Origin of the sequence: Streptomyces sp. NBC_00572 (assembly GCF_026341815.1) — a bacterium.
Lineage (GTDB): Bacteria > Actinomycetota > Actinomycetes > Streptomycetales > Streptomycetaceae > Streptomyces.
The window spans coordinates 3,478,251-3,497,155 of record NZ_JAPENX010000001.1 but is presented as its reverse complement, the minus strand read 5'-3'; the positions used below and the strand labels follow the sequence as shown (position 1 = coordinate 3,497,155).

Sequence of the window (18,905 nt, the reverse complement as noted above, 5' to 3'; positions counted from 1 at the left end):
AGCCCTTCAGTCCCATTCCAGGCCGCCACGACGCCACACATACGCGTAGGCGACGAAGACGGTGAGCACGAAGAGCAGCATCTCCACGAGCCCGAAAAGCCCCAGGGCGTCGAAGGTGACCGCCCAGGGGTAGAGGAAGACGATCTCGATGTCGAAGACGATGAAGAGCATCGCCGTCAGGTAGTACTTGATCGGGAAGCGGCCGCCTCCGACGGGAGTGGGCGTCGGTTCGATGCCGCACTCGTACGCCTCAAGCTTTGCCCTGTTGTACCGCTTTGGCCCGATAAGCGTGGCCATGACCACGGAGAAGATCGCAAACCCCGCACCCAGGGCACCGAGCACGAGGACGGGCGCGTACGCATTCACGCTCCTCGCTCCTTCCAGTCGTCCTTGACCGTTGGACCGCACCCCGGACCGTGAAAGATCGCCCCCATGTGAGGCAGTTCACAAGCCCGGCTGCCCCGCATCCTATGCCTGCCCCTCTGTGATCTGCGACACGGGGTACACCAACGACTTTGTGATCTCCACCACCTGACGAAGGATCATGAAGTCGGATGAGCGGTGATCTTGTTGCGCGAAGCGCCCAGGTGATCACCAGATGTGACATCCGGACCGGAAATCGCTGCTCGGAGGGGGTGTCGCACTATCAAGTGATGGCCACTACAGGCAAATTGGTGATGGACGCATCCGGGTGATAAAGGATGCGCCCGTCGCCCGGTCGGGGGGCTCGACGTACGGCGGTGGACGCGTGCGCGCTTTCACGAGCGTTCGCGAGACTGAAGTGTGACCTGCACCACACCCCGGAGGGCCTGAAAAAGCAGGGCTTGGCCATCGGCGTCAAGAGGTGGTAAGCGTCGGGCAATTCGGACGTTTCAATGAAAACCCGTGATCAAGCACCGGATGAGCCGTGCCCGTTTTGCCCGTTACGGCGTCAATAAGGGCGTCACAGAAGCGGATTAGGAGATTCCGAACGTAACTGTGGCGCAACCCACGTTTCTTGAAGGGAACCGTGAAGCCCTGATAGCGGTTGTCCTCATGTCCCACACCGCTCACATACCCAGCCACCGGAAGCCCCGCCGCAGCGCCTCGAAGCTCGCGCTGCGAGCCGGAGTTGCCGGTGGCGTCCTCGGCACCATCGCGGTGGCCGGTGCTGCCGGGCCGGCGAATGCCGAGCCGGTGACCGAGACCATCGAAATGCCCACCCTGGGCTCCCTCGAGGCCGGCACCGGTCTCGCCTCCGCCGTCGCCGCCTCCGCCGAGGCCACCCAGCAGGAGGCGCTCGACCAGAGCCTCCAGACGCAGGAGAACCTGGCGCTGCAGAAGGCCGCCAAGGAGGCCAAGAAGGCCAAGGCCGAGGCGGACCGCAAGGCCGCGGCCGAGAAGGCCGAGAAGGCCCGCCTCAAGGCCGAGGCCGAGGCCAAGGCCGAGCAGGAGCGCCAGGAGGCCCAGGCGCGCGCCTCCCGTGACAGCGAGCGCACCCAGCTCGCCGCCACCTCCGCGAGCGACGACAGCTCCTCGGGCTCCTCCGCCGGCTCCAGTGACAGCCAGACGCAGGCCCCCTCCGGCTCCGCCGCCGCGATCGTGGCCTTCGCGCGCGCCCAGGTCGGCGACGCGTACGTCACCGGCGGCACCGGCCCCAACTCCTGGGACTGCTCCGGCCTCGTCCAGGCCGCCTACGCCTCGGCCGGCATCGACCTGCCGCGCATCTCGTACGACCAGTCGAGCATGGGCACCTCCGTCTCCCTGAGCAACCTCCAGCCGGGCGACGTCCTGTACTGGGGCAGCCGCAGCGGCTCGTACCACGTCGCCATCTACGTCGGCGGCGGCAAGTACGTCGGCGCGCAGAACTCGTCGACCGGTGTCGTCGAGCGCTCCCTGGACTGGGACATGCCGTCGGGCGCGGTCCGCATCCTCTGATCGCCCGCACGTCGTCGTACGCGAAAAGCCGTCGCTCCTCGGGGGAGTGACGGCTTTTCGGCATGTACGGGGCCGGGTACCCGTACGGCTTCCGGCTCGGGTCAGCGCCGCAGCGCCTCGGCCGGTTCGATCCGGGAGGCCCGCCAGGCCGGGTAGAGACCGGCCACCACCCCGGTGACCAGACCGATCAACGGGGCCGCGACGACGGTCGCGGGATGCACGACCGGGGTCCAGTCCCGGACGAGCGCCACCCCGATCACCGTGCACACGCCCAGCGCCGTCCCGACGAGCCCGCCGACCGCGCCCAGGGCCCCGGACTCCGTGAGGAACTGGACGGTGATGTGTCGCCCCCGGGCGCCCAGGGCGCGCCGCAGGCCGATCTCGCCGGTCCGCTCCAGGACCGCGACCAGGGTGGTGTTGGCGATGCCGACCGCGCCGATCACCAGACAGATCCCGGCGAGCAGCAGGAACAGCTGGTCGAGGTCGCCGGTGACGCCCGCCCGCAGCGTCCTCGGGTCCGGCGGCGGAACGGCCTTCAGATACTCCGGGTGGTCCGGGCGCAGCGCGACCGGTGCCTCGTCCGCGATCTGGCGGGCGGCCCCGGTCTCCGTGGCGACCAGCATCCTCGCCTCCCCGGCCCCGGGCGGCCCCCACATCCGCTCGGCGGTCGTACGGGGCACGCTCACCGACATCAGCACGTCCGGCCGGCGTTCGACGTCGTCGACGATGCCGGCCACCACGAACGGATCGTCCCCGATGAACACCGCGGGCCGGGTCTCCAGGGTGGTGATGCCGAGCCGGGCCGCGACGGCCGCCCCGATGACCGCGACCGGCTGCGCCTTCGCCGAGGCGAACTCGTCGTAGAGCCGGCCCTGCGCGAGACGGGGGACGGCGGCCCGGAGGGCGCCGGGCGAGGCGGCGACCACGTCGACCGGTACGCCGTCCGCGCCGTCGCCCACGGGCGCGGCGCGCACGGTGACGTCGGGGCCGAGCCGGACCGTCCAGTAGACCCCGGCGTCCCGGACGCCGCCGAGCCGTCCGATCCGGGCGTCCGCGTCGGCGGGGAAGCCGGGTCCGGCGAACTCGTCCTGTTCCCGGGCGATGTCCTCGACGGTGACCTCGGTGGCGGTGAGCAGGTCGAACCGGGAGTCGATCTGGGAGGACGTGGTCGCCGTCAGGCCGAGGATCGCGACGAAGGTACCGACGCCGAGGACCGTGCCGAGAGCGGTGAGCACCGACCGGCCGGGGCGTTGGAGCATGCCGGCGACGGCCTCGGAGAGCGCGTCGCGGGGGGTGAGGCGGGAGGGTTCGACGACCCGGCCGGGCCGGGGGCGGCGGCTTCTCATGCGGAAGTCCGTTCCGCACGGGGTGCGCCGTTCCCGGGCCGTTCGCTCAGGAATCCGTCGCGGATCGTGACCGTGCGCCCCGCGCGTGCGGCGACCTCGCTGTCGTGGGTGATGACGACGACCGTCATGCCGGAGGCGTGGAGTTCGCCGAGGAGTGCCAGGACGGTCTCCGCGTTGCCGGAGTCGAGGTTTCCCGTGGGCTCGTCGCAGAGCAGCAGCGACGGGCGGCCGGCGAGCGCGCGGGCGATGGCGACCCGCTGGCGCTCGCCGCCGGACAGCCGTCCCGGGAGCGCGTCGACCCGGTGGGCGAGCCCGACCCGTTCCAGGGCGTCGCGGGCGCGGGCGCGCCGCTCGGCGCGGGGCACCGCCGAGTACACCGTCGAGAGCATCACGTTCTCCGTGGCGCTGCGGTGCGGCATGAGGTGGAACGCCTGGAAGACGAAGCCGATGCGACGGCCGCGCAGGGCGGTCCGGTCGCCGTCGGAGAGGGCGGCCGTGTCGATCCCGTCGAGGAGGTAGGTGCCCTCGGTTGGTGCGTCGAGGAGCCCGGCGACGTTCAGGAACGTGGACTTGCCGGAGCCGGAGGGGCCGACGACGGCGACGAACTCGCCGTGCTGGACGGCGAGTTCGCAGGGGTGCAGGGCCTGGACGGGCGGCGGGCCCGGGTAGGTGAGGCCGACCCGCCGGAACTCCATGACCGGGGCGTCCGGACCGGTCGGGGCGGGCTGCGGGCCGTGGTGTCGGTCCCGCCAGCGTCGTACGAGTGGGGTCACTCCTGCCCCCGGCCGTCAAGAGCGGCGCCGGTGGCGGCCACCCCGGTCATGACCTCGGCGCCCTCCGCGAGGCTTCCCGCGGTGAGCGGGACGACCTCGACGTAGCCGTCCCCGAGGGTGCCGGTCCGGACCTCGACGGGGGTCCGGCGCCCGTTCCCGTCGACGACGGTGACCACGGTCCGGCCGTCCGCGCTCGCCGACACGGCGGTGACGGGGACGACGAGGGCCTCGCCGTCGGTGGAGGCCGCCTCGATCGTCAGCCGTACGTCCTGTCCGGCGAGGGCGGGCGGGATGTCCTTCTCGGGCACGGCGGTGAAGAGGAAGCCGGTGGGGCCGTTCGCGGGCGGAGCGCCGTCCTGGCCCTGGCCTGCGCCCTGGCCGCCGCCCTGTTTGGCGTCGGCGACCGTACGTGTCGAGGCGACGGTCCCGACCTCGGCGGTGAGTTCGGCTCCGGTCACCTCGTCGAGGACGCGGACCCTCTGGCCGGGCCGGACCATGCCCTTCTGGTGGTCCTGGAGGTGGCCCTGGGCGAGGAGCCTGCCGGAGGACAGGGTCAGCAGGGTGCCGGAGACCGGTGACCCGGGGGCCACGGCGGTGGACGCGATCCGGGCGGGGAAGCGCTCCACGAAGACGACCTCCCCGGCCGGGACCATCGGCCCGGCGGTGGCCCACACCTTGCCGAGCGCGGTACGGGCTTCCACCAGGTCCTCGGCGGCCCGGTCCCGGGCCTTGCGCAGGCTCTTCCTCCGGTCCTCGTCCTTGTTCTCGGCGAGCGCGTCCCGGGCGTCGTCGACGGCCCGTTCGGCGGCCGTCACGGCGTCACTCGCGGCGTCCACCCCCGCGCCTTCGTCGTCCACGGCCGGGCGCGGGTCGTAGCCGGCGGCGGCGTAGAACCCTTCCACGGCGGCCTTCGTCCCCTCGCCGAACGTGCCCTTCGGGTCGCCGCCCCGGTCGAAGCCGAGCCCGGCCAGCGCGGTCTGGAGCTGGGCCACGTCGTCGCCCGTCGCGCCCGGCTTGAGGTCCCGGTAGACGGGGAGACGGCCCGGGAGGACGAAGAGCGGGCGGCCCGATATCTCCAGGACGACCTGCCCCTTGCGCACCGCCGCACCCACGGTGACCGGTGTCTTGGTGACGACGGGCGTCCCGCCGTCCCCGCCCGATACGACGGGCGCCACCGGGACGGTCTGCCCGGCGACGACGGTGCCGCGCAGCACGACCGTCTCGTGCAGGACGCGGCGCTCGACGGGAGCGGTGAGGACGTCGGGCGGCGGCGGAGCGGCGTCCGCCGCGACCTGCGCGGGCGACTTGATCACCGTCCCGGCGAAGGCGCCGGCGGCGGTCAGCGCGACGGCCCCGACGACGAGCCCCCCGACCCAGAGCCGACCACGCCGGGCGCGGCGCTCCGGGGTGGTGTCCGTGGCGATGCCCTTGTCCCTCTCTGAGTCCATGTCCATGCCTTCGGCCTCAGCCGGAGACGGGCGCGGTGCCCAGGTTGTCCTCAGGGACGACGGGGGTGCACTTGCGCATGACGGCGGAGTCGTTCATGTCCGACCCCTCGGGGAACTCGCCGGTCTTCGGGTCCGGGTCGGGCCAGTCGGGGAACCCGTTGCGCCGGTAGCACTCCGCGATGCCCTGCGCCCTCTTCAACGCGGCTTGATCTACAGGGAGTTCGAAGGGCAGAAGGCTCTTGCACTTCTCCTGGGCGTCGACCATCACCTTGCGGTCCACGGCGTCCTTGTCCACCACCCTGACACCGGGACTCTTCTCCTTGAGCTTCACGCCGTGCTCACCGAGGCATGCGGTGTGCGCGGCGTAGGCGGCGTCGACCGGATCGACCGGGGTGGCCTGGGAGTCCTCCGGGCCGGCGGTGCAGCCGACGAGCGCGAGTCCGGCGAGGAGCAGGGGGATGGCCAGTAAGCGTCTCATCGGTGCACGTCCTTCTGCCTTCTGCGGGGAGGCGGTCCCGGTGATGGAGCGCGGCGCTCGAAACCGGCGGCGCGGGGCGCCTCACGGCTCGGCGCGGAACGGGCCGGGCACGTCGTACGCGTGTCCGGACGGCGCCACTCTAATCACAGAGAGAAGAGGTCGTCACTTCCCAACTGTCATGCAATTCAAGCCCCTTGTTCACCTGCGGCCGATAAAGAGCGGTCGGCTCCGCCGCACTTGACATATTCGGTCGCACCACCGAATCCGGCGGTACGGACAGGATCCCTGGTGAACGGCCCGGAACCGCACGGCCAGTTCATGACCACCGTGCGTAGTGGTTGACCAACCACCCTGTGATCACGTGGAATTCGCCCTCGGCTCAGCCCGGTTCTCACCCAGTTCTCCCTTCGCATCGAAAGGCAAGAACCTTGAAGAACACCGCTCTCCGCCGCACCCTCGGCACCTTCGTCGCTCTCGGCGCCCTCGGCGCGGGCGTTCTGGTGACCGCCGCTCCCGCCTCAGCGGCGAGCAAGGACGGCCACCTGGACTACAACGAGTTCTCGCTGAACTGGGAAGACACCCAGGGCGGGGCCTGGACCGACTTCCAGTACGACGAGTCCCTCCTGAACAACGACCGCTTCGTCACGCCCGGCCCCGGCTCCGGGGCGGTCGTGGACAACAACGCCGAGTCGTACTTCAACTTCGGAAGCAGGACCTGGTACGTCTACACCGGCGCGGAAGCAAAGGGTGTCGAAGGCTGGATTCCCGCAGACCTCATGGGCAATTTCTCCACCACCTTCAAGAACCAGGTCTCGTCGATCTACAACAACGACGCCAACTAGACCAGTTCCTCAGGCAGTCCCACCCGGAGTCCTTCATGCATCCCCGCCTCTTCCGTCCGGCCGCCGTACTCCTGATGAGCGCGGGACTCCTGCTCACCGCCTGCTCGGCGGGCGAGCCGGCCGTCTCCGCCGATCCGAAGCCACTGTCCGATCCGCTCACGGTGCCCGCCGCGCAGCTGGTGTACCCCTTGGATCCGTACAAGACGACGGCCGAGCAGATCCGCAGCCTGGAGAAGGCGCAGGACCTGCTGACGGCGGACTGCATGAAGCGGTTCGGGTTCACGTACCGGCCGCCGGTCCGGCCCGCGCCGCGGACCAGGAGCACGTCGTCGCGGTACGGGGTCACGGACGCGGCGACAGTGGCCCGGTACGGGTACACCAGGCCCGGTGTACCCGCCGAACCGGAGCCGGACACGAAGCCGCTCCCCCCGGCCGAGCAACTGGCGCTGAGCGGTCCGCCGCTCAAGACCAAACCGGGGGGCGGTCTCGTCCTGCCCCCGCTCACCCTGGAGGAGTCGCGGAGGACCGACAGCGGCCGGACGCTCAACGGGCAGAAGGTGCCGGTCGGCGGCTGCGGCCGGGAGGGGCACCTCCGGCTCTACGCGGAGAAGAAGAACCCCGAGGACCTGCTGTTCGTCTTCGGGATGGAGTCCGAGGCGTTCACCCGGGCCCAGAAGTCCCCGAAGGTCGCCGCGGCCGTCAAGGCGTGGTCGGCCTGTATGGCGGAGAAGGGGTACCGCGTCTCCGACCCGATGGAATCGTCCGCCTCCCTCGGGCTGAATCCCGAGTCACCCGACGACCTCGGCAGCGCCAAGGCGATCACCATCGCGAAGCACGACGTGGCCTGCAAGAAGCGGACCGATCTGGTCGCCCTCTGGTACACGGCCGAGGTCGGGTTCCAGAAGGAGCTCATGGAGAAGCACGCCGAGACCCTGAAGCAGGTCAAGAAGGAGACGGACGAGCGGATCAAGAAGGCGGCCTCGGTCAACGGCAGCTGAGGGGCACCGACCGGCCGGCCTCGGCCGTCACTTGCGGAACGCCTCGATGATGCGCGCGTAGCTGTCCCCGCCGTGGCCCGCCTCGACCGCGGCGCGCATCAGTTCCAGGTGCAGCTCCGGCAGCCGGTTGTCGATTCCGCGGGCCTCCGCCGCGTGCAGGAGGTGGCTGATGGCGACCGTCTGGACGTCGATGGTGGCGTCCTCACCCGGGTACTCCCCCGCGTCGATCTGCTCGGCGTACCCGGTCATGAACCAGGAGACCGTCCTCAGCCAGCGGGTGGCCACCGCCGTGAAGTCGCGGGCCGGTACCTCGTCCGCGCCCGCGAGGGCGGTCGCGTGCAGCCAGCCGCCGAAGACGGACCACATGAGGCCGAGGAGCCCCGCGTCGTAGAGCGAGGCACGGCCCGCGTCCGCGCCCAGGTCCACGGGGTCGCCGAGGACGGCGAGTGCTGCGTGGTGCTCGGCGAGGAGCTCGGGAGCGCCCGCGTACAGGATCATGTTGGCGCTGTCGCCGACGCCCGGCGGGGTCGTCATGACGGCGCCGTCGAGGTAGCCGATGCCGTGCTCGGCGGCCCGCTCCGCCTCCTCGCGGGCCTGCTCGGGCGTACCGGTGGTGAGGTTGACGAGGACCCGGCCCCGCAGTGACTCGGCCACGGGGGCGAGGAGTTCGCGTACGGCCGGGTAGTCGAGGACGCAGACCACGACGAGCTCGCTCGCGGCGACGGCCTCGGTGACGGTGGCGGCGCGCAGGGCGCCGCGGGCGACGAGGGCGTCGGCCTTCGCGGGGGTGCGGTTCCAGACGGTGGTGCGGTGGCCGGCGGTGAGGAAGGCGTCGGCGAGGGCGGAGCCCATCTGGCCGAGCCCGATGACCGTGATGCTCTGTGCGTTCATGGGATCCACGCTCGCAGCGGCGGATTCCGGACGACAGTGGCAGGACCGACGGCGACCGCACGATTCCTGCCGTACGGTCGACGGCATGAACGCAGGGGTTGTCGCCATCGCCGTCGTGCCGGACCGGCGGATCGGCACGTCGATGTGGGAGCTGTACGAACTCTCCCTGGCGTGCGGGGTCTTCGGCATCCCCCATCCCGACCTGGCCGACCCCTGGTACGAGCTGCGGCTGTGCGGGGACGCCGGGCAGGGCGGGGTCTTCTCGCTGCGGACCGACCACGGCCTCGACGGTCTCGTGGGCGCGGACACCGTCATCGTGCCGTCCGTGCCCGACGCGGTCGTGGAGGACGGCGAGGAGGTGCCGGCCGAACTCGTCGAGGCGCTGCGCGCGGCCGCGGCCTCCGGCGCCCGGATGGTGTCGCTGTGCACCGGCGCCTTCGCGCTCGCCGCCGCCGGGATCCTCGACGGCCGCCGGGCGACCGCGCACTGGCAGCACACCGCGCAACTGGCCGCCCGGCACCCCGAGGTGATCGTGGACGACTCGGTGCTCTACACGGACGAGGGATCGGTGCTGACCAGCGCCGGGGCCACCGCCGCGCTCGACCTCTGCCTGCACCTGGTGCGCACCGACCTCGGGGCGACGGTCGCCGGGCAGCTCGCCCGCCGGCTCGTCGTCCCGGCCCACCGTCCCGGCGGCCAGGCGCAGTTCATCGAGGCGCCGCTGCCGCCGAGCGACGACGACAGCCTGGGGCCCGTACTTCAGTGGGCGACCGAGCACCTGTCGGAGCCGCTGACCGTGGAGGAGCTGGCGCGGCGGGCCCGGATGAGCCCGCGCACCTTCCACCGGCGGGTGCGGGAGGAGTACGGGACCACCCCGCTGCAGTGGCTGCTCCAGCAGCGGGTGGCCCGCGCCCAGACCCTCCTGGAGTCGACCGACCTGCCGGTGGAGCTGGTCGGCGACCACAGCGGGCTGGGTTCGGCGGCCAATCTGCGCCGCCATTTCACTCGTGCCGTCGGGGTGTCCCCGTCGGGGTACCGGCAGACGTTCAGGCCTTCGGGGCCACCTTCGAGAGGCCGTTGATGATGCGGTCCATGGCGTCGCCGCCCGTCGGGTCGGTGAGGTTGGCCAGCATCTTCAGCGTGAACTTCATGAGCATCGGGTGGGTCAGACCGCGCTGGGTCGCGATCTTCATGACCTTCGGGTTGCCGATGAGCTTCACGAAGGCGCGGCCGAGCGTGTAGTAGCCGCCGTAGGTGTCCTTGAGGACCTGCGGGTAGTTGTTCAGGGCCAGTTCGCGCTGGGCGGGGGTGGTGCGGGCATGGGCCTGGACGATGACGTCCGCCGCGATCTGGCCGGACTCCATGGCGTACGCGATGCCCTCGCCGTTGAACGGGTTGACGAGGCCGCCGGCGTCACCGACGAGCAGCAGGCCCTTGGTGTAGTGCGGCTGGCGGTTGAAGGCCATCGGGAGGGCGGCGCCGCGGATCGGCTGCGTCATGTTCTCCGGGGTGTAGCCCCAGTCCTCCGGCATGGAGGCGCACCAGGCCTTGAGGACCTCGCGCCAGTCCAGCTCGCGGAAGGCCTTGGAGGAGTTGAGGATGCCGAGGCCGACGTTGGAGGTGCCGTCGCCCATCGGGAAGATCCAGCCGTAGCCGGGCAGCAGCCGGTCCTGGGGGCCGCGGCGGTCCCACAGCTCCAGCCAGGACTCCAGGTAGTCGTCGTCGTGCCGGGGCGAGGTGAAGTAGGTGCGGACGGCGACGCCCATGGGGCGGTCCTCGCGGCGGTGCAGGCCCATCGCCAGGGAGATCCGGGTGGAGTTGCCGTCGGCGGCGACGACGAGTGGGGCGTGGAAGGTGACCTCGCGCTTGTCCTCGCCGAGCTTGGCGTGGACGCCGGTGATCCGGCCCGTGCGGTCGTCGATGATCGGGGCGCCGACGTTGCAGCGCTCGTAGAGCCGGGCACCGGCCTTCTGCGCCTGCCGGGCGAGCTGCTCGTCGAAGTCGTCGCGCTTGCGGACGAGCCCGTAGTCCGGGTAGGAGGCGAGCTCCGGCCAGTCGAGCTCCAGGCGGACGCCGCCGCCGATGATCCGCAGGCCCCTGTTCCGCAGCCAGCCGGCCTCTTCGGAGATGTCGATGCCCATGGAGACGAGCTGCTTGGTGGCGCGGGGGGTGAGGCCGTCGCCGCAGACCTTCTCGCGGGGGAACGCGGTCTTCTCCAGGAGGAGGACGTCGAGCCCGGCCTTGGCGAGGTAGTACGCGGTGGTCGAGCCGGCCGGGCCCGCCCCGACGACGATCACATCTGCGGTGTGCTCGGAGAGGGGCTGCTCGGTCACGGCGGGGTCTCCCGAAGACTCGACGGTGGGGGGGTACGGACGTACCGGGGCAGTCTATGGGGGCGGGTCGCGGGCTGTCCGGAGGGCCACCCGGAGGGCCCTGCGGAGGAACGCCCGGCGAGATGGAACGCAACCGGAATTCGCACATCCGTGCGACGGTGTCATGATCGCCGGTCGTGACCACTATTCGTACCGACCTACGGCGGGGCTCGCTGATCACAGCAGTCCTCGCCCTCATCTGCTCGGCGTTCCTCATCCTGCCCGCGAACGCCGACCCCGTCCCCTTCGAGGGCTGCGACCAGGGCATGTTCTGCCTCTACGACGGCACCGGCGGCACCGGCACCCGCCTGGACGTCGCCGAGGGAGGCAACGACGAGCAGTACACCGGCACCGCCCTGGCCGTGAAGAACAACACCCGCATGTGGGCCTGCGTCTACTCCACCAGCCGGTACGGCGGCAGCCTCCAGACCGTCATGCCGGGCAACACCGACAAGTACGACACCGGCGGCACCCGCTGGGTCGTCGCCTCGTACAAGCTCGTCCCCACCCGCGCCCTCTGCTTCACCGGCTACGAGCGCTGCGAGAACGGCGAGGTCTGCACCTTCGCCGAGCGCAACGGACGCGGCGCCATGACCGTGCACGTCCCGGCCGTCGACCCCGCCACCCAGAACCTCGGCAACAGCTACGGCGCCGAGGTCGCCCCCAAGTCCGTGTGGAACCGGACCGCCAAGCACCTGTGCTTCTACCTCAAGCCCGACTACACCGGCACCTGGACCGAGGGCACGAAGACCTACGGCGCGTACGTCGTCCTCCACGGCGACAACATCACCGTCCCCGCCGCCCTCGCGGGCACCTTCCGCTCCCACGAGCTCGTCACGTCCACGCAGGAGTGCCAGTGACCACGCCCCCGCGCCCGGCCCTCGCCGTCGCCGCCGCGCTCACCGCGGCCCTCGCCCTGACCACCTCGGCCGCCGCCGCCCCCGCGGCGGAGAATCCGCCGAGCCCGCTCGCCCTCAACTGGCAGCAGGCCGCCGAGACCGACACGAGCATCCCCGGCGTCACCCGCACCACCTGGACCGAGAAGAACCTCCCCGCCGGGACGAGACCCCGTCTTCTCCAGGTCGTCGAACTCGACCCCACCGCCGCCCCCATCAGCCTGGACGGCACGGTCGGCAAGGCCGCCGGCCAGGCCGAGACGCTCGCCGAACAGCTCGCCGGGGTCACCACGGTGGTCGCCCGGCACCCCGTGGCCGGGGTCAACGGCAGCCTGTTCAAGTCGGAGCCGAAGCATCCCGACCACGTCACGCCCGTCGGCGCCGAGCCCACCACCCTCCAGCCCATGGGCGTCTCCGTCACTGACGGCGTCCTCCACAGCTCCAGCTGCTGGGGCGGCGGCACGGGCACCGCGGGCGCCGTGATCCAGTACGGCGTCCCGTACATCACCACGCTCCTCACCACGCTCAACCTCACCGCGGCCGACGGGGCCGAGACCCGCTTCGACGACATCAACCGGGACCCGGGGCGCGCCCGCGGCTGCGCCAGGGACAACGAGGACAAGCTCGTCCCCAAGGAGGTCACCCCGGAGAAGGGCGTCTTCAGGGACTCCGACGAGATCGTCCTCTTCACCGACGACTACCGCTTCCCGGTGCCGAAGCCGGACCTCGACCCCCTGATCACGACCGAGGACGACCCCGGCTTCGAGGTCGTCCTCGACTCCACGGGCAAGGTCACGGCCGCGCGCGAGGGCCGCGGCGGCGAGAAGGCCACCGATCAGGTCGAGGTGCCGGCCGGCGGCCGGATCCTCCAGGGCGTCGGCAAGGGCGCCGTCTGGCTGCGGACCCACGCCGTCAAGGACACCGTCCTCACGGTCGGCCAGAAGCTCACCGACACCCGTCTCGGCCGCGAGATCGTCCTTGACCCGTCGGTCGACGTCGTGAGCTCCTTCCACGTGCTGCTCCGCGACAGCAAGATCCCGACCGCTCTCCCCGACACCTGCGGCCAGACGTCCACCGAGACCGGCCTCTGCACCGACTCACGGGTGGCCCTCGGCACCAATGTGCGCGGCCACACGGTGTTCGTCACCCTGACGGGCCAGGACCAGGCGGACGACGTCGACACCAGCACCCATGAGGACGGCGCGTCGCTCCAGACCTTCGCGAAGCTCGTGGACTCCGAGGAGCTCGGCCTGATCGAGGCGCTCAACCTGGACGGCGGCGGCTCGGCGACGCTGATGACCGGCACGACGACGCACACCCCGCCGACGGACCGGGTGGGCGGCAAGTACGTCCACCGGAACGTCGCCGACAGCGTGTACGCGGGCGTCAGCGGCTACGGGATGTACGCGAAGCCGGTACCGAAGCCATAGCGAAGCCGTAGCGGCCAGGACAGGGCCTACGGGGCCTTGAACCCCCGGTGGAGCGCCACGATCCCACCGGTCAGGTTCCGCCAGGCCACCTTCGACCAGCCGGCCTTCTGGAGCATTCCCGCCAGGGTCGGCTGGTCCGGCCAGGACCGGATGGACTCGGCCAGGTACACGTACGCGTCCGGGTTCGAGGACACCGCACGGGCCACCGGCGGCAGCGCGCGCATCAGGTACTCCTCGTACACCGTGCGGAACGGCGCCCAGGTGGCGTGCGAGAACTCGCTGATGACCACCCGGCCGCCGGGCTTCGTCACCCGGTACAGCTCGCGCAGCGCCTGGTCCGTGTCCTGGATGTTCCGCAGGCCGAAGGAGATGGTGACGGCGTCGAAGACGTCGTCACGGAACGGCAGCTTCGTGCCGTCGCCCGCCGTGAACGGCATCCACGGGTGGTTCTTCTTGCCGACCCGGAGCATCCCCAGCGAGAAGTCGCAGGGCACGACGTACGCGCCCGCTCGGGCGAAGGGCTGCGAAGAGGTGGCCGTACCGGCGGCCAGGTCGAGGATCTTCTGCGCGGGGCGGGCGTCGACCGCCTTGGCGACCTCCTTGCGCCAGCGCCGGTCCTGGCCCAGGGAGAGCACGTCGTTGGTGAGGTCGTAGTTCTCCGCCACGTCGTCGAACATCGAGGCGACTTCGTGCGGCTGCTTGTCCAGGGAAGCTCGGGTCACCCGGCCATTGTGGCAGCCGCCGGAATCCCTCCTCGAACCGCTTCAACCTTTTGGGCCCGGCCGCTCTCAAGGAGGGGTGAGTGCACGACAGCGGCCGGCGCACGCCGGCGGGGAAGGCAGGGGTGCGATGGCGATACCGACCGAAATGAGACCCGGGCCGACGACCGGGCCGGCGGCGGAAGCGAGTCCCGGACCGGCCGACGGTGCGGTCGACGGACCGGTCCGCAGCACGGTCACCGGGACGGCCGACGCGACGGTCGCAGGATTCGAGGAGTTCGCGCGTGTCGCGCAGCAGCGGCTGTACCGCACGGCGTACCTGCTCTGCGGAAACCCCGAGACCGCCCGCGACCTGACCCAGACCACGCTGGCCAAGCTGTACCAGCACTGGCGGCGCGCGGGCGCCGCAGATCATCCGCACGCGTACGCCAAGACGGTGCTGACCCGCACCTTCCTGAGCGAGCGACGGCGCGGGCTGCGCGACCTGCTCGCGTTCACCCGGACCGGCGGCATGGCCCCGGCACCCGCCGCCGACCACACCGATCTGCGCGTCACCCTGCTCGCGGCGCTCGCCGAGCTGCCGCCACGGGCCCGCGCGATGGTCGTCCTGCGCTACTGGGACGACCAGAGCGTGACCGCCGTCGCCTCGCTGCTGCGCTGCAGCGAGGCCACCGTCAAGAGCCAGTGCTCACGTTCGCTCGCCCGACTCCGCGTACGCCTGGGTGATGCCGGGCTCTACACCACAGGAAGCTGAGGCCCACCGTGGACACCCAGGAAATCTCCCTGCTCCGCGACACCATGGACCGGACGACCGACGGCCTTCCCCCGCTCCCCGACCTCGCCCCGCTCGCGGTGCGCGAGGGCCGCAGGCGGCGGACGCGGGTCCGGCTCGCGATCGTCACGACCGCGTTCGGCGCGGTCACGGCGGGGGCACTCGGCCTCACCCTGCTGCCGGGGGCGAACACGGGGGTCGCGATGCCCGCCGTCGTGCCGACGTCGACCGGCGCGACCCCGAGCGCGGCCCCGAGCAGCTACCCCTCCGTCGTCGTCGAGGAGACCCCGGGCGTCACGCCGCCCGACAACCCCGACGGCCTGTCCGGGCCCGAGCGGGAACGCCTCGCGGCCCACCAGCAGCGGGTGGCGGCGCTGCTCGACGACCTGCTGCCCACGACCGTGACCGAGATCCGGCCGGTGAAGGACAACGTGCGCTGGTACCGGATCACCTCGGGCGGCGAGACCTTCCACACGACGGTGTCGATACGGCCGACCGACGACCGCACCCTCGAACCCTGCAGGTCCGAGCCGACCAGGAAGGTCACGTGCGACACCGTGACCTTCGACGGGAACCGTGAGGCGCATCTGGTCTCGATGCCGGTCAACACATCGGAGACGCTGGGGTCGTACGTGACCTTCCTGTACGACGGGAGTCGCGTCCGGCTCTCCGTCGAGCCCGAGAGCGTGTCGGCGCCGGTGACACCGCGACAGCTGCTGGACGTCGCCGAGGACCCGCGCTTCCTCGACCTGGTGCGGGACATGGACGAGAACCCGGTCGAGACGAAGGCGCCGCCCGCGATCCCGGCCGGCTGATCCGCGTCGACCGTCAGCGGGCGCGGTAGACCAGCCGCCCGCCGATGACGGTGGCGACGCAGGTCGAAGGACCGAGGCGGACCAGAGCGGCCCGGTCGGGGACGTCGAAGACGGCGAAACGGGCCGGGCCGCCCGGGATCAGGCCGGGCAGGAGCACCATCGGCGCCGGCGAGAAGGACGGGCCGCCGGCGAGCCTCTCCGGACGGCGGCCGACGGCGAGACCGGCCCGGCGCACCGCGTCCACGGCGGCCCGGTCGCGCAGTTCGCCGGCGACGGCGACCGTCCCGTGGGCGAGGAGCCGCTGCACGCCGCGGCGTGCGGAGGCACCGCGCCGCGAGGCGTCCATGCGGAAGATCCGCTGCGCCCGCTCGCCGGTGATCGGCTCGGTGCCGAACCCCTCGGCCTCCCGGGGGTCCGGGTGGTACATGCCTTCGAGCAGTTCGGGGCCGTACGGGTTGAGGAGTCCGGGCGTGAGGATGCCGGGCCACCGGCGCACCCGTACCTCGGGGCGGACGGCGGTCAGGTCCTCGTACGGGCCGACGGCGGCGATGCGGTCGCCGTCGACCAGGACGGCCGTCTCGGGCGTCGCCTCGGCGACGTGGATCGTCAGCACGGGCGGGTCAGTTGGCGTCGAGGAGCTTGAGCTCGGGGTGCGCCGTGCCGCCCTCGATCGCCGTGGACGAGATGTGCGAGGCGACGCGCTCGTCGACCGGGTCGTTCGCCGGGTCGGTGTGGACGACGAGGTGCTCGTACGTGGTGCTGCGCTGCGCCGGGACGCGGTCCGCGGTGCGGATCATGTCGATCATCTCGCGCAGGTTGGAGCGGTGCTTGGCACCGGCCGAGGAGACGACGTTCTCCTCCAGCATGATCGAGCCGAGGTCGTCCGCGCCGTAGTGCAGGGTGAGCTGGCCGATCTCCTTGCCCGTGGTGAGCCACGAGCCCTGGATGTGGGCGACGTTGTCGAGGAACAGCCGGCTGATGGCGATCATCCGCAGGTACTCCAGGAGCGTGGCCTGCGTGCGTCCCTTGAGGTGGTTGTTCTCGGGCTGGTACGTGTACGGGATGAAGGCCCGGAAGCCGCCCGTCCGGTCCTGCACGTCACGGATCATGCGCAGGTGCTCGATCCGCTCGGCGTTGGTCTCGCCGGTGCCCATCAGCATGGTGGAGGTGGACTCGACGCCGAGGCCGTGGGCGATCTCCATGATCTCCAGCCAGCGCTCGCCGCTCTCCTTGAGCGGGGCGATGGCCTTGCGCGGCCGCTCCGGGAGCAGTTCGGCGCCGGCGCCCGCGAAGGAGTCGAGGCCGGCCGCGTGGATGCGGGTGATGGCCTCCTCGACGGAGACGCCGCTGATCCGGGCCATGTGCTCGACCTCGGACGCGCCGAGGGAGTGGATGACCAGCTGCGGGAAGTCCTTCTTGATGGCGGCGAAGTGCTTCTCGTAGTACTCGACGCCGTAGTCCGGGTGGTGGCCGCCCTGGAACATGATCTGGGTGCCGCCGAGCTCCACGGTCTCCGCGCAGCGGCGCAGGATGTCGTCGAGGTCGCGGCTCCAGCCCTTCTTCGTGTCCTTGGGGGCGGCGTAGAAGGCGCAGAACTTGCACGCCGTCACGCAGACGTTCGTGTAGTTGATGTTCCGCTCGATGATGTACGTCGCGATGTGCTCGGTCCCCGCGTACCGGCGGCGGCGCACGGCGTCGGCGGCGGAGCCGAGGGCGTGCAGGGGCGCCGAGCGGTAGAGGTCGAGCGCCTCCTCGGGGGTGATCCGGCCACCCGCGGCAGCGCGGTCGAGAACAGACTGGAGTTCGGCCTTCTCGGTCACCGGGTGTGTCCCTTTCGGAGGGGTTCTGACTGTCCGAACCAGCCTACGCCAGCGCTCCTCAGCCCCTCCGTCGGGTGGCGTGCGGGGGCGCGGCGTTAATAGGGACGGTCCGGACACGGATAAAGGGGTGAATTACCGAACGGGGACGCGACGGCGAATTCCGGGAAGCCGACGGAAGGCCTCCGGGAGATCGACGGGAGACCGGCCGGAAGACCGGCGGGAACACCGGCGGGAAGCCGAATGGGGAACCCGGAACGCGCGCGTCCCGCTAATCCCGCGCGGGCGGAAGCAGTTCGACGGCGACGTCGGCCGGGAAGCCGGTCGTGGGGCCGGTGCGGCGGGCGAACTCGCGGACCCCGGCGAGCTGCTCGGGGCCGAAGCGGAAGTCGAGCGTACGGAAGTACCGCTCCAGGAGCTCGGCGTCGAAGGTCTCCCAGCGGGCGGCCTGCTCGGCGACCTTGGCGACCTCTTCCAGGGAGAGGTCGCGGGAGGCCAGGAACGCCTGGTGCACCTCGTGGACGGTCTCCGGCTCGCGCGCCAGGTAGTCCTTGCGCGCCGCCCACACGGCGAAGACGAACGGGAGGCCCGTCCAGTCCTTCCACATGAGGCCGAGGTCGTGGACCTGGAGTCCGAGCCGGGGTGCGTCGTGCAGCGAGGCACGGAGCGCGGCGTCGCCGATGAGGACGGCCGCTTCGGCCTCCTGCATCATCAGGCCCAGGTCAGGGGGGCAGGTGTAGTAGTCCGGCGTCACCCCGTACCGCTCGGTGAGCAGCAGCTGGGCGAGGCGTACGGAGGTGCGGGAGGTGGAGCCGAGGGCGACGCGGGCGCCGTCCAGCTCCTCCAGGGGCCGCTGCGAGACGATCACGCAGGACATGACGGGCCCGTCGCAGCCGACGGCGATGTCGGGGAGCGCGACGAGGTCCGACGCGTTACGCAGGTACTCGACGAGGGTGATGGGGCCGATGTCCAGATCGCCCCGCACCAGCCGCTCGCTGAGCTTCTCCGGGGTGTCCTTGGTCAACTCCAGGTCGAGGAGCGTTCCGGTCCTGGCCAGGCCCCAGTACAGGGGGAGGCAGTTCAGGAACTGGATGTGCCCGACGCGGGGCCGGCTGCGCTGCTGGTCGTCGGTTGCATTGTCCACATCGTGAGGCTAGACCCGTCTCGTACCGTGGGCATCGCCGGGGCACGCCCGTCAGCACACGGAGCGAGATCAAACATGCGAGTGACGTGATCTTTCCCTCTACCGTCCCGGGCGACCTGCGTGCTAGGCTCGACGCAAGTTGCAGTTTGGTTTCCCTTGCAGTACAGAGCCTGCGGAGCATGTGACCCGCAGGCTTTTGTAGTTTTCAGACTTGTTTGCAGGTTCTGGAGCAGGGCGACCCTTTGGC

The 18,905-nt window shown here is 71.2% G+C and carries 19 protein-coding genes; 8 read left to right on the top strand and 11 right to left on the bottom strand.

Features of this window, described 5'->3' with window-relative positions; all coding sequences use genetic code 11:
- Positions 1 to 6 precede the first annotated feature (6 nt).
- Positions 7 to 366 carry an NADH-quinone oxidoreductase subunit A gene (locus OG514_RS16260; RefSeq protein WP_266895216.1) on the bottom strand — a complete coding sequence of 120 codons (360 nt, stop codon included), beginning with the start codon at positions 364 to 366 and terminating at the stop codon, positions 7 to 9.
- Between the two features lie 669 nt (positions 367 to 1,035).
- Here OG514_RS16260 and OG514_RS16255 point away from each other — a divergent pair.
- Complete coding sequence (locus OG514_RS16255) at positions 1,036 to 1,917, top strand: C40 family peptidase (protein WP_266895214.1); 882 nt, start codon at positions 1,036 to 1,038, stop codon at positions 1,915 to 1,917.
- A 101-nt stretch (positions 1,918 to 2,018) separates the two neighbouring features.
- Here the strand turns inward: OG514_RS16255 and OG514_RS16250 are convergent, their stop codons facing one another.
- The 4 genes from OG514_RS16250 to OG514_RS16235 form a co-directional block, all read right to left on the bottom strand.
- The gene (locus OG514_RS16250) at positions 2,019 to 3,263 is read right to left on the bottom strand and encodes an ABC transporter permease (RefSeq protein WP_266895212.1); all 1,245 of its coding nucleotides are present in this window, start codon (positions 3,261 to 3,263) and stop codon (positions 2,019 to 2,021) included.
- Entirely contained in the window at positions 3,260 to 3,958 is a 699-nt protein-coding gene (locus OG514_RS16245; RefSeq protein WP_266900870.1) for an ABC transporter ATP-binding protein, read from the bottom strand. The genes OG514_RS16250 and OG514_RS16245 overlap by 4 nt, the downstream gene beginning before the upstream one ends.
- Positions 3,959 to 4,032: 74 nt before the next feature.
- On the bottom strand, positions 4,033 to 5,484 hold the full coding sequence (locus OG514_RS16240; protein ID WP_266895210.1) for a peptidoglycan-binding domain-containing protein: 1,452 nt from the start codon (positions 5,482 to 5,484) through the stop codon (positions 4,033 to 4,035).
- 16 nt (positions 5,485 to 5,500) lie between these two features.
- On the bottom strand, positions 5,501 to 5,962 hold the full coding sequence (locus OG514_RS16235) for a hypothetical protein (protein WP_266895208.1): 462 nt from the start codon (positions 5,960 to 5,962) through the stop codon (positions 5,501 to 5,503).
- A gap of 428 nt (positions 5,963 to 6,390) precedes the next feature.
- On the opposite strand from OG514_RS16235, the gene OG514_RS16230 reads away from it, so the two are divergent.
- Complete coding sequence (locus OG514_RS16230) at positions 6,391 to 6,804, top strand: hypothetical protein (protein WP_266895206.1); 414 nt, start codon at positions 6,391 to 6,393, stop codon at positions 6,802 to 6,804.
- A gap of 35 nt (positions 6,805 to 6,839) precedes the next feature.
- Positions 6,840 to 7,802 carry a hypothetical protein gene (locus tag OG514_RS16225; protein WP_266895204.1) on the top strand — a complete coding sequence of 321 codons (963 nt, stop codon included), beginning with the start codon at positions 6,840 to 6,842 and terminating at the stop codon, positions 7,800 to 7,802.
- A 27-nt stretch (positions 7,803 to 7,829) separates the two neighbouring features.
- Here the strand turns inward: OG514_RS16225 and OG514_RS16220 are convergent, their stop codons facing one another.
- Positions 7,830 to 8,702 carry an NAD(P)-dependent oxidoreductase gene (locus tag OG514_RS16220; protein ID WP_266895201.1) on the bottom strand — a complete coding sequence of 291 codons (873 nt, stop codon included), beginning with the start codon at positions 8,700 to 8,702 and terminating at the stop codon, positions 7,830 to 7,832.
- Positions 8,703 to 8,778: 76 nt separating this feature from the next.
- Between OG514_RS16220 and OG514_RS16215 the strand changes: the two genes are divergently transcribed.
- Entirely contained in the window at positions 8,779 to 9,774 is a 996-nt protein-coding gene (locus tag OG514_RS16215) for a GlxA family transcriptional regulator (RefSeq protein ID WP_266895199.1), read from the top strand.
- On the opposite strand, the gene OG514_RS16210 is transcribed toward OG514_RS16215, so the two are convergent.
- The gene (locus tag OG514_RS16210) at positions 9,740 to 11,026 is read right to left on the bottom strand and encodes a geranylgeranyl reductase family protein (protein ID WP_266895197.1); all 1,287 of its coding nucleotides are present in this window, start codon (positions 11,024 to 11,026) and stop codon (positions 9,740 to 9,742) included. The two genes, OG514_RS16215 and OG514_RS16210, sit on opposite strands and share 35 nt — an antisense overlap.
- A 176-nt stretch (positions 11,027 to 11,202) precedes the next feature.
- Between OG514_RS16210 and OG514_RS16205 the strand changes: the two genes are divergently transcribed.
- Together OG514_RS16205 and OG514_RS16200 are read left to right on the top strand one after the other, a co-directional pair.
- Positions 11,203 to 11,925, top strand: a complete 723-nt coding sequence (locus OG514_RS16205; RefSeq protein WP_266895196.1) for a peptidase inhibitor family I36 protein — start codon at positions 11,203 to 11,205, stop codon at positions 11,923 to 11,925.
- Positions 11,922 to 13,391 (top strand): phosphodiester glycosidase family protein, encoded by a 1,470-nt coding sequence (locus tag OG514_RS16200; protein WP_266895194.1) that lies wholly within the window; start codon positions 11,922 to 11,924, stop codon positions 13,389 to 13,391. Before OG514_RS16205 ends, OG514_RS16200 begins: the two co-directional genes overlap by 4 nt.
- Before the next feature lie 26 nt (positions 13,392 to 13,417).
- Here OG514_RS16200 and OG514_RS16195 read toward each other — a convergent pair whose 3' ends face one another.
- Positions 13,418 to 14,113, bottom strand: a complete 696-nt coding sequence (locus OG514_RS16195) for a demethylmenaquinone methyltransferase (RefSeq protein WP_266895192.1) — start codon at positions 14,111 to 14,113, stop codon at positions 13,418 to 13,420.
- Positions 14,114 to 14,258: 145 nt separating this feature from the next.
- Between OG514_RS16195 and OG514_RS16190 the strand changes: the two genes are divergently transcribed.
- Both OG514_RS16190 and OG514_RS16185 read left to right on the top strand, forming a co-directional pair.
- Entirely contained in the window at positions 14,259 to 14,864 is a 606-nt protein-coding gene (locus OG514_RS16190; protein WP_266895190.1) for a SigE family RNA polymerase sigma factor, read from the top strand.
- Positions 14,865 to 14,872: 8 nt separating this feature from the next.
- A complete protein-coding gene (locus OG514_RS16185) occupies positions 14,873 to 15,697 on the top strand; it encodes a hypothetical protein (protein WP_266895189.1) in 825 nt (274 codons plus the stop codon).
- Positions 15,698 to 15,710: 13 nt separating this feature from the next.
- Here OG514_RS16185 and OG514_RS16180 read toward each other — a convergent pair whose 3' ends face one another.
- From OG514_RS16180 to OG514_RS16170, 3 genes are all read right to left on the bottom strand, one after another.
- Positions 15,711 to 16,310, bottom strand: a complete 600-nt coding sequence (locus OG514_RS16180; RefSeq protein ID WP_266895188.1) for a hypothetical protein — start codon at positions 16,308 to 16,310, stop codon at positions 15,711 to 15,713.
- A 7-nt stretch (positions 16,311 to 16,317) separates the two neighbouring features.
- The gene (gene mqnC / locus OG514_RS16175; protein ID WP_266895186.1) at positions 16,318 to 17,517 is read right to left on the bottom strand and encodes a cyclic dehypoxanthinyl futalosine synthase; all 1,200 of its coding nucleotides are present in this window, start codon (positions 17,515 to 17,517) and stop codon (positions 16,318 to 16,320) included.
- 268 nt (positions 17,518 to 17,785) lie between these two features.
- A complete protein-coding gene (locus tag OG514_RS16170; RefSeq protein WP_266895184.1) occupies positions 17,786 to 18,658 on the bottom strand; it encodes a menaquinone biosynthetic enzyme MqnA/MqnD family protein in 873 nt (290 codons plus the stop codon).
- Positions 18,659 to 18,905: the final 247 nt, after the last annotated feature.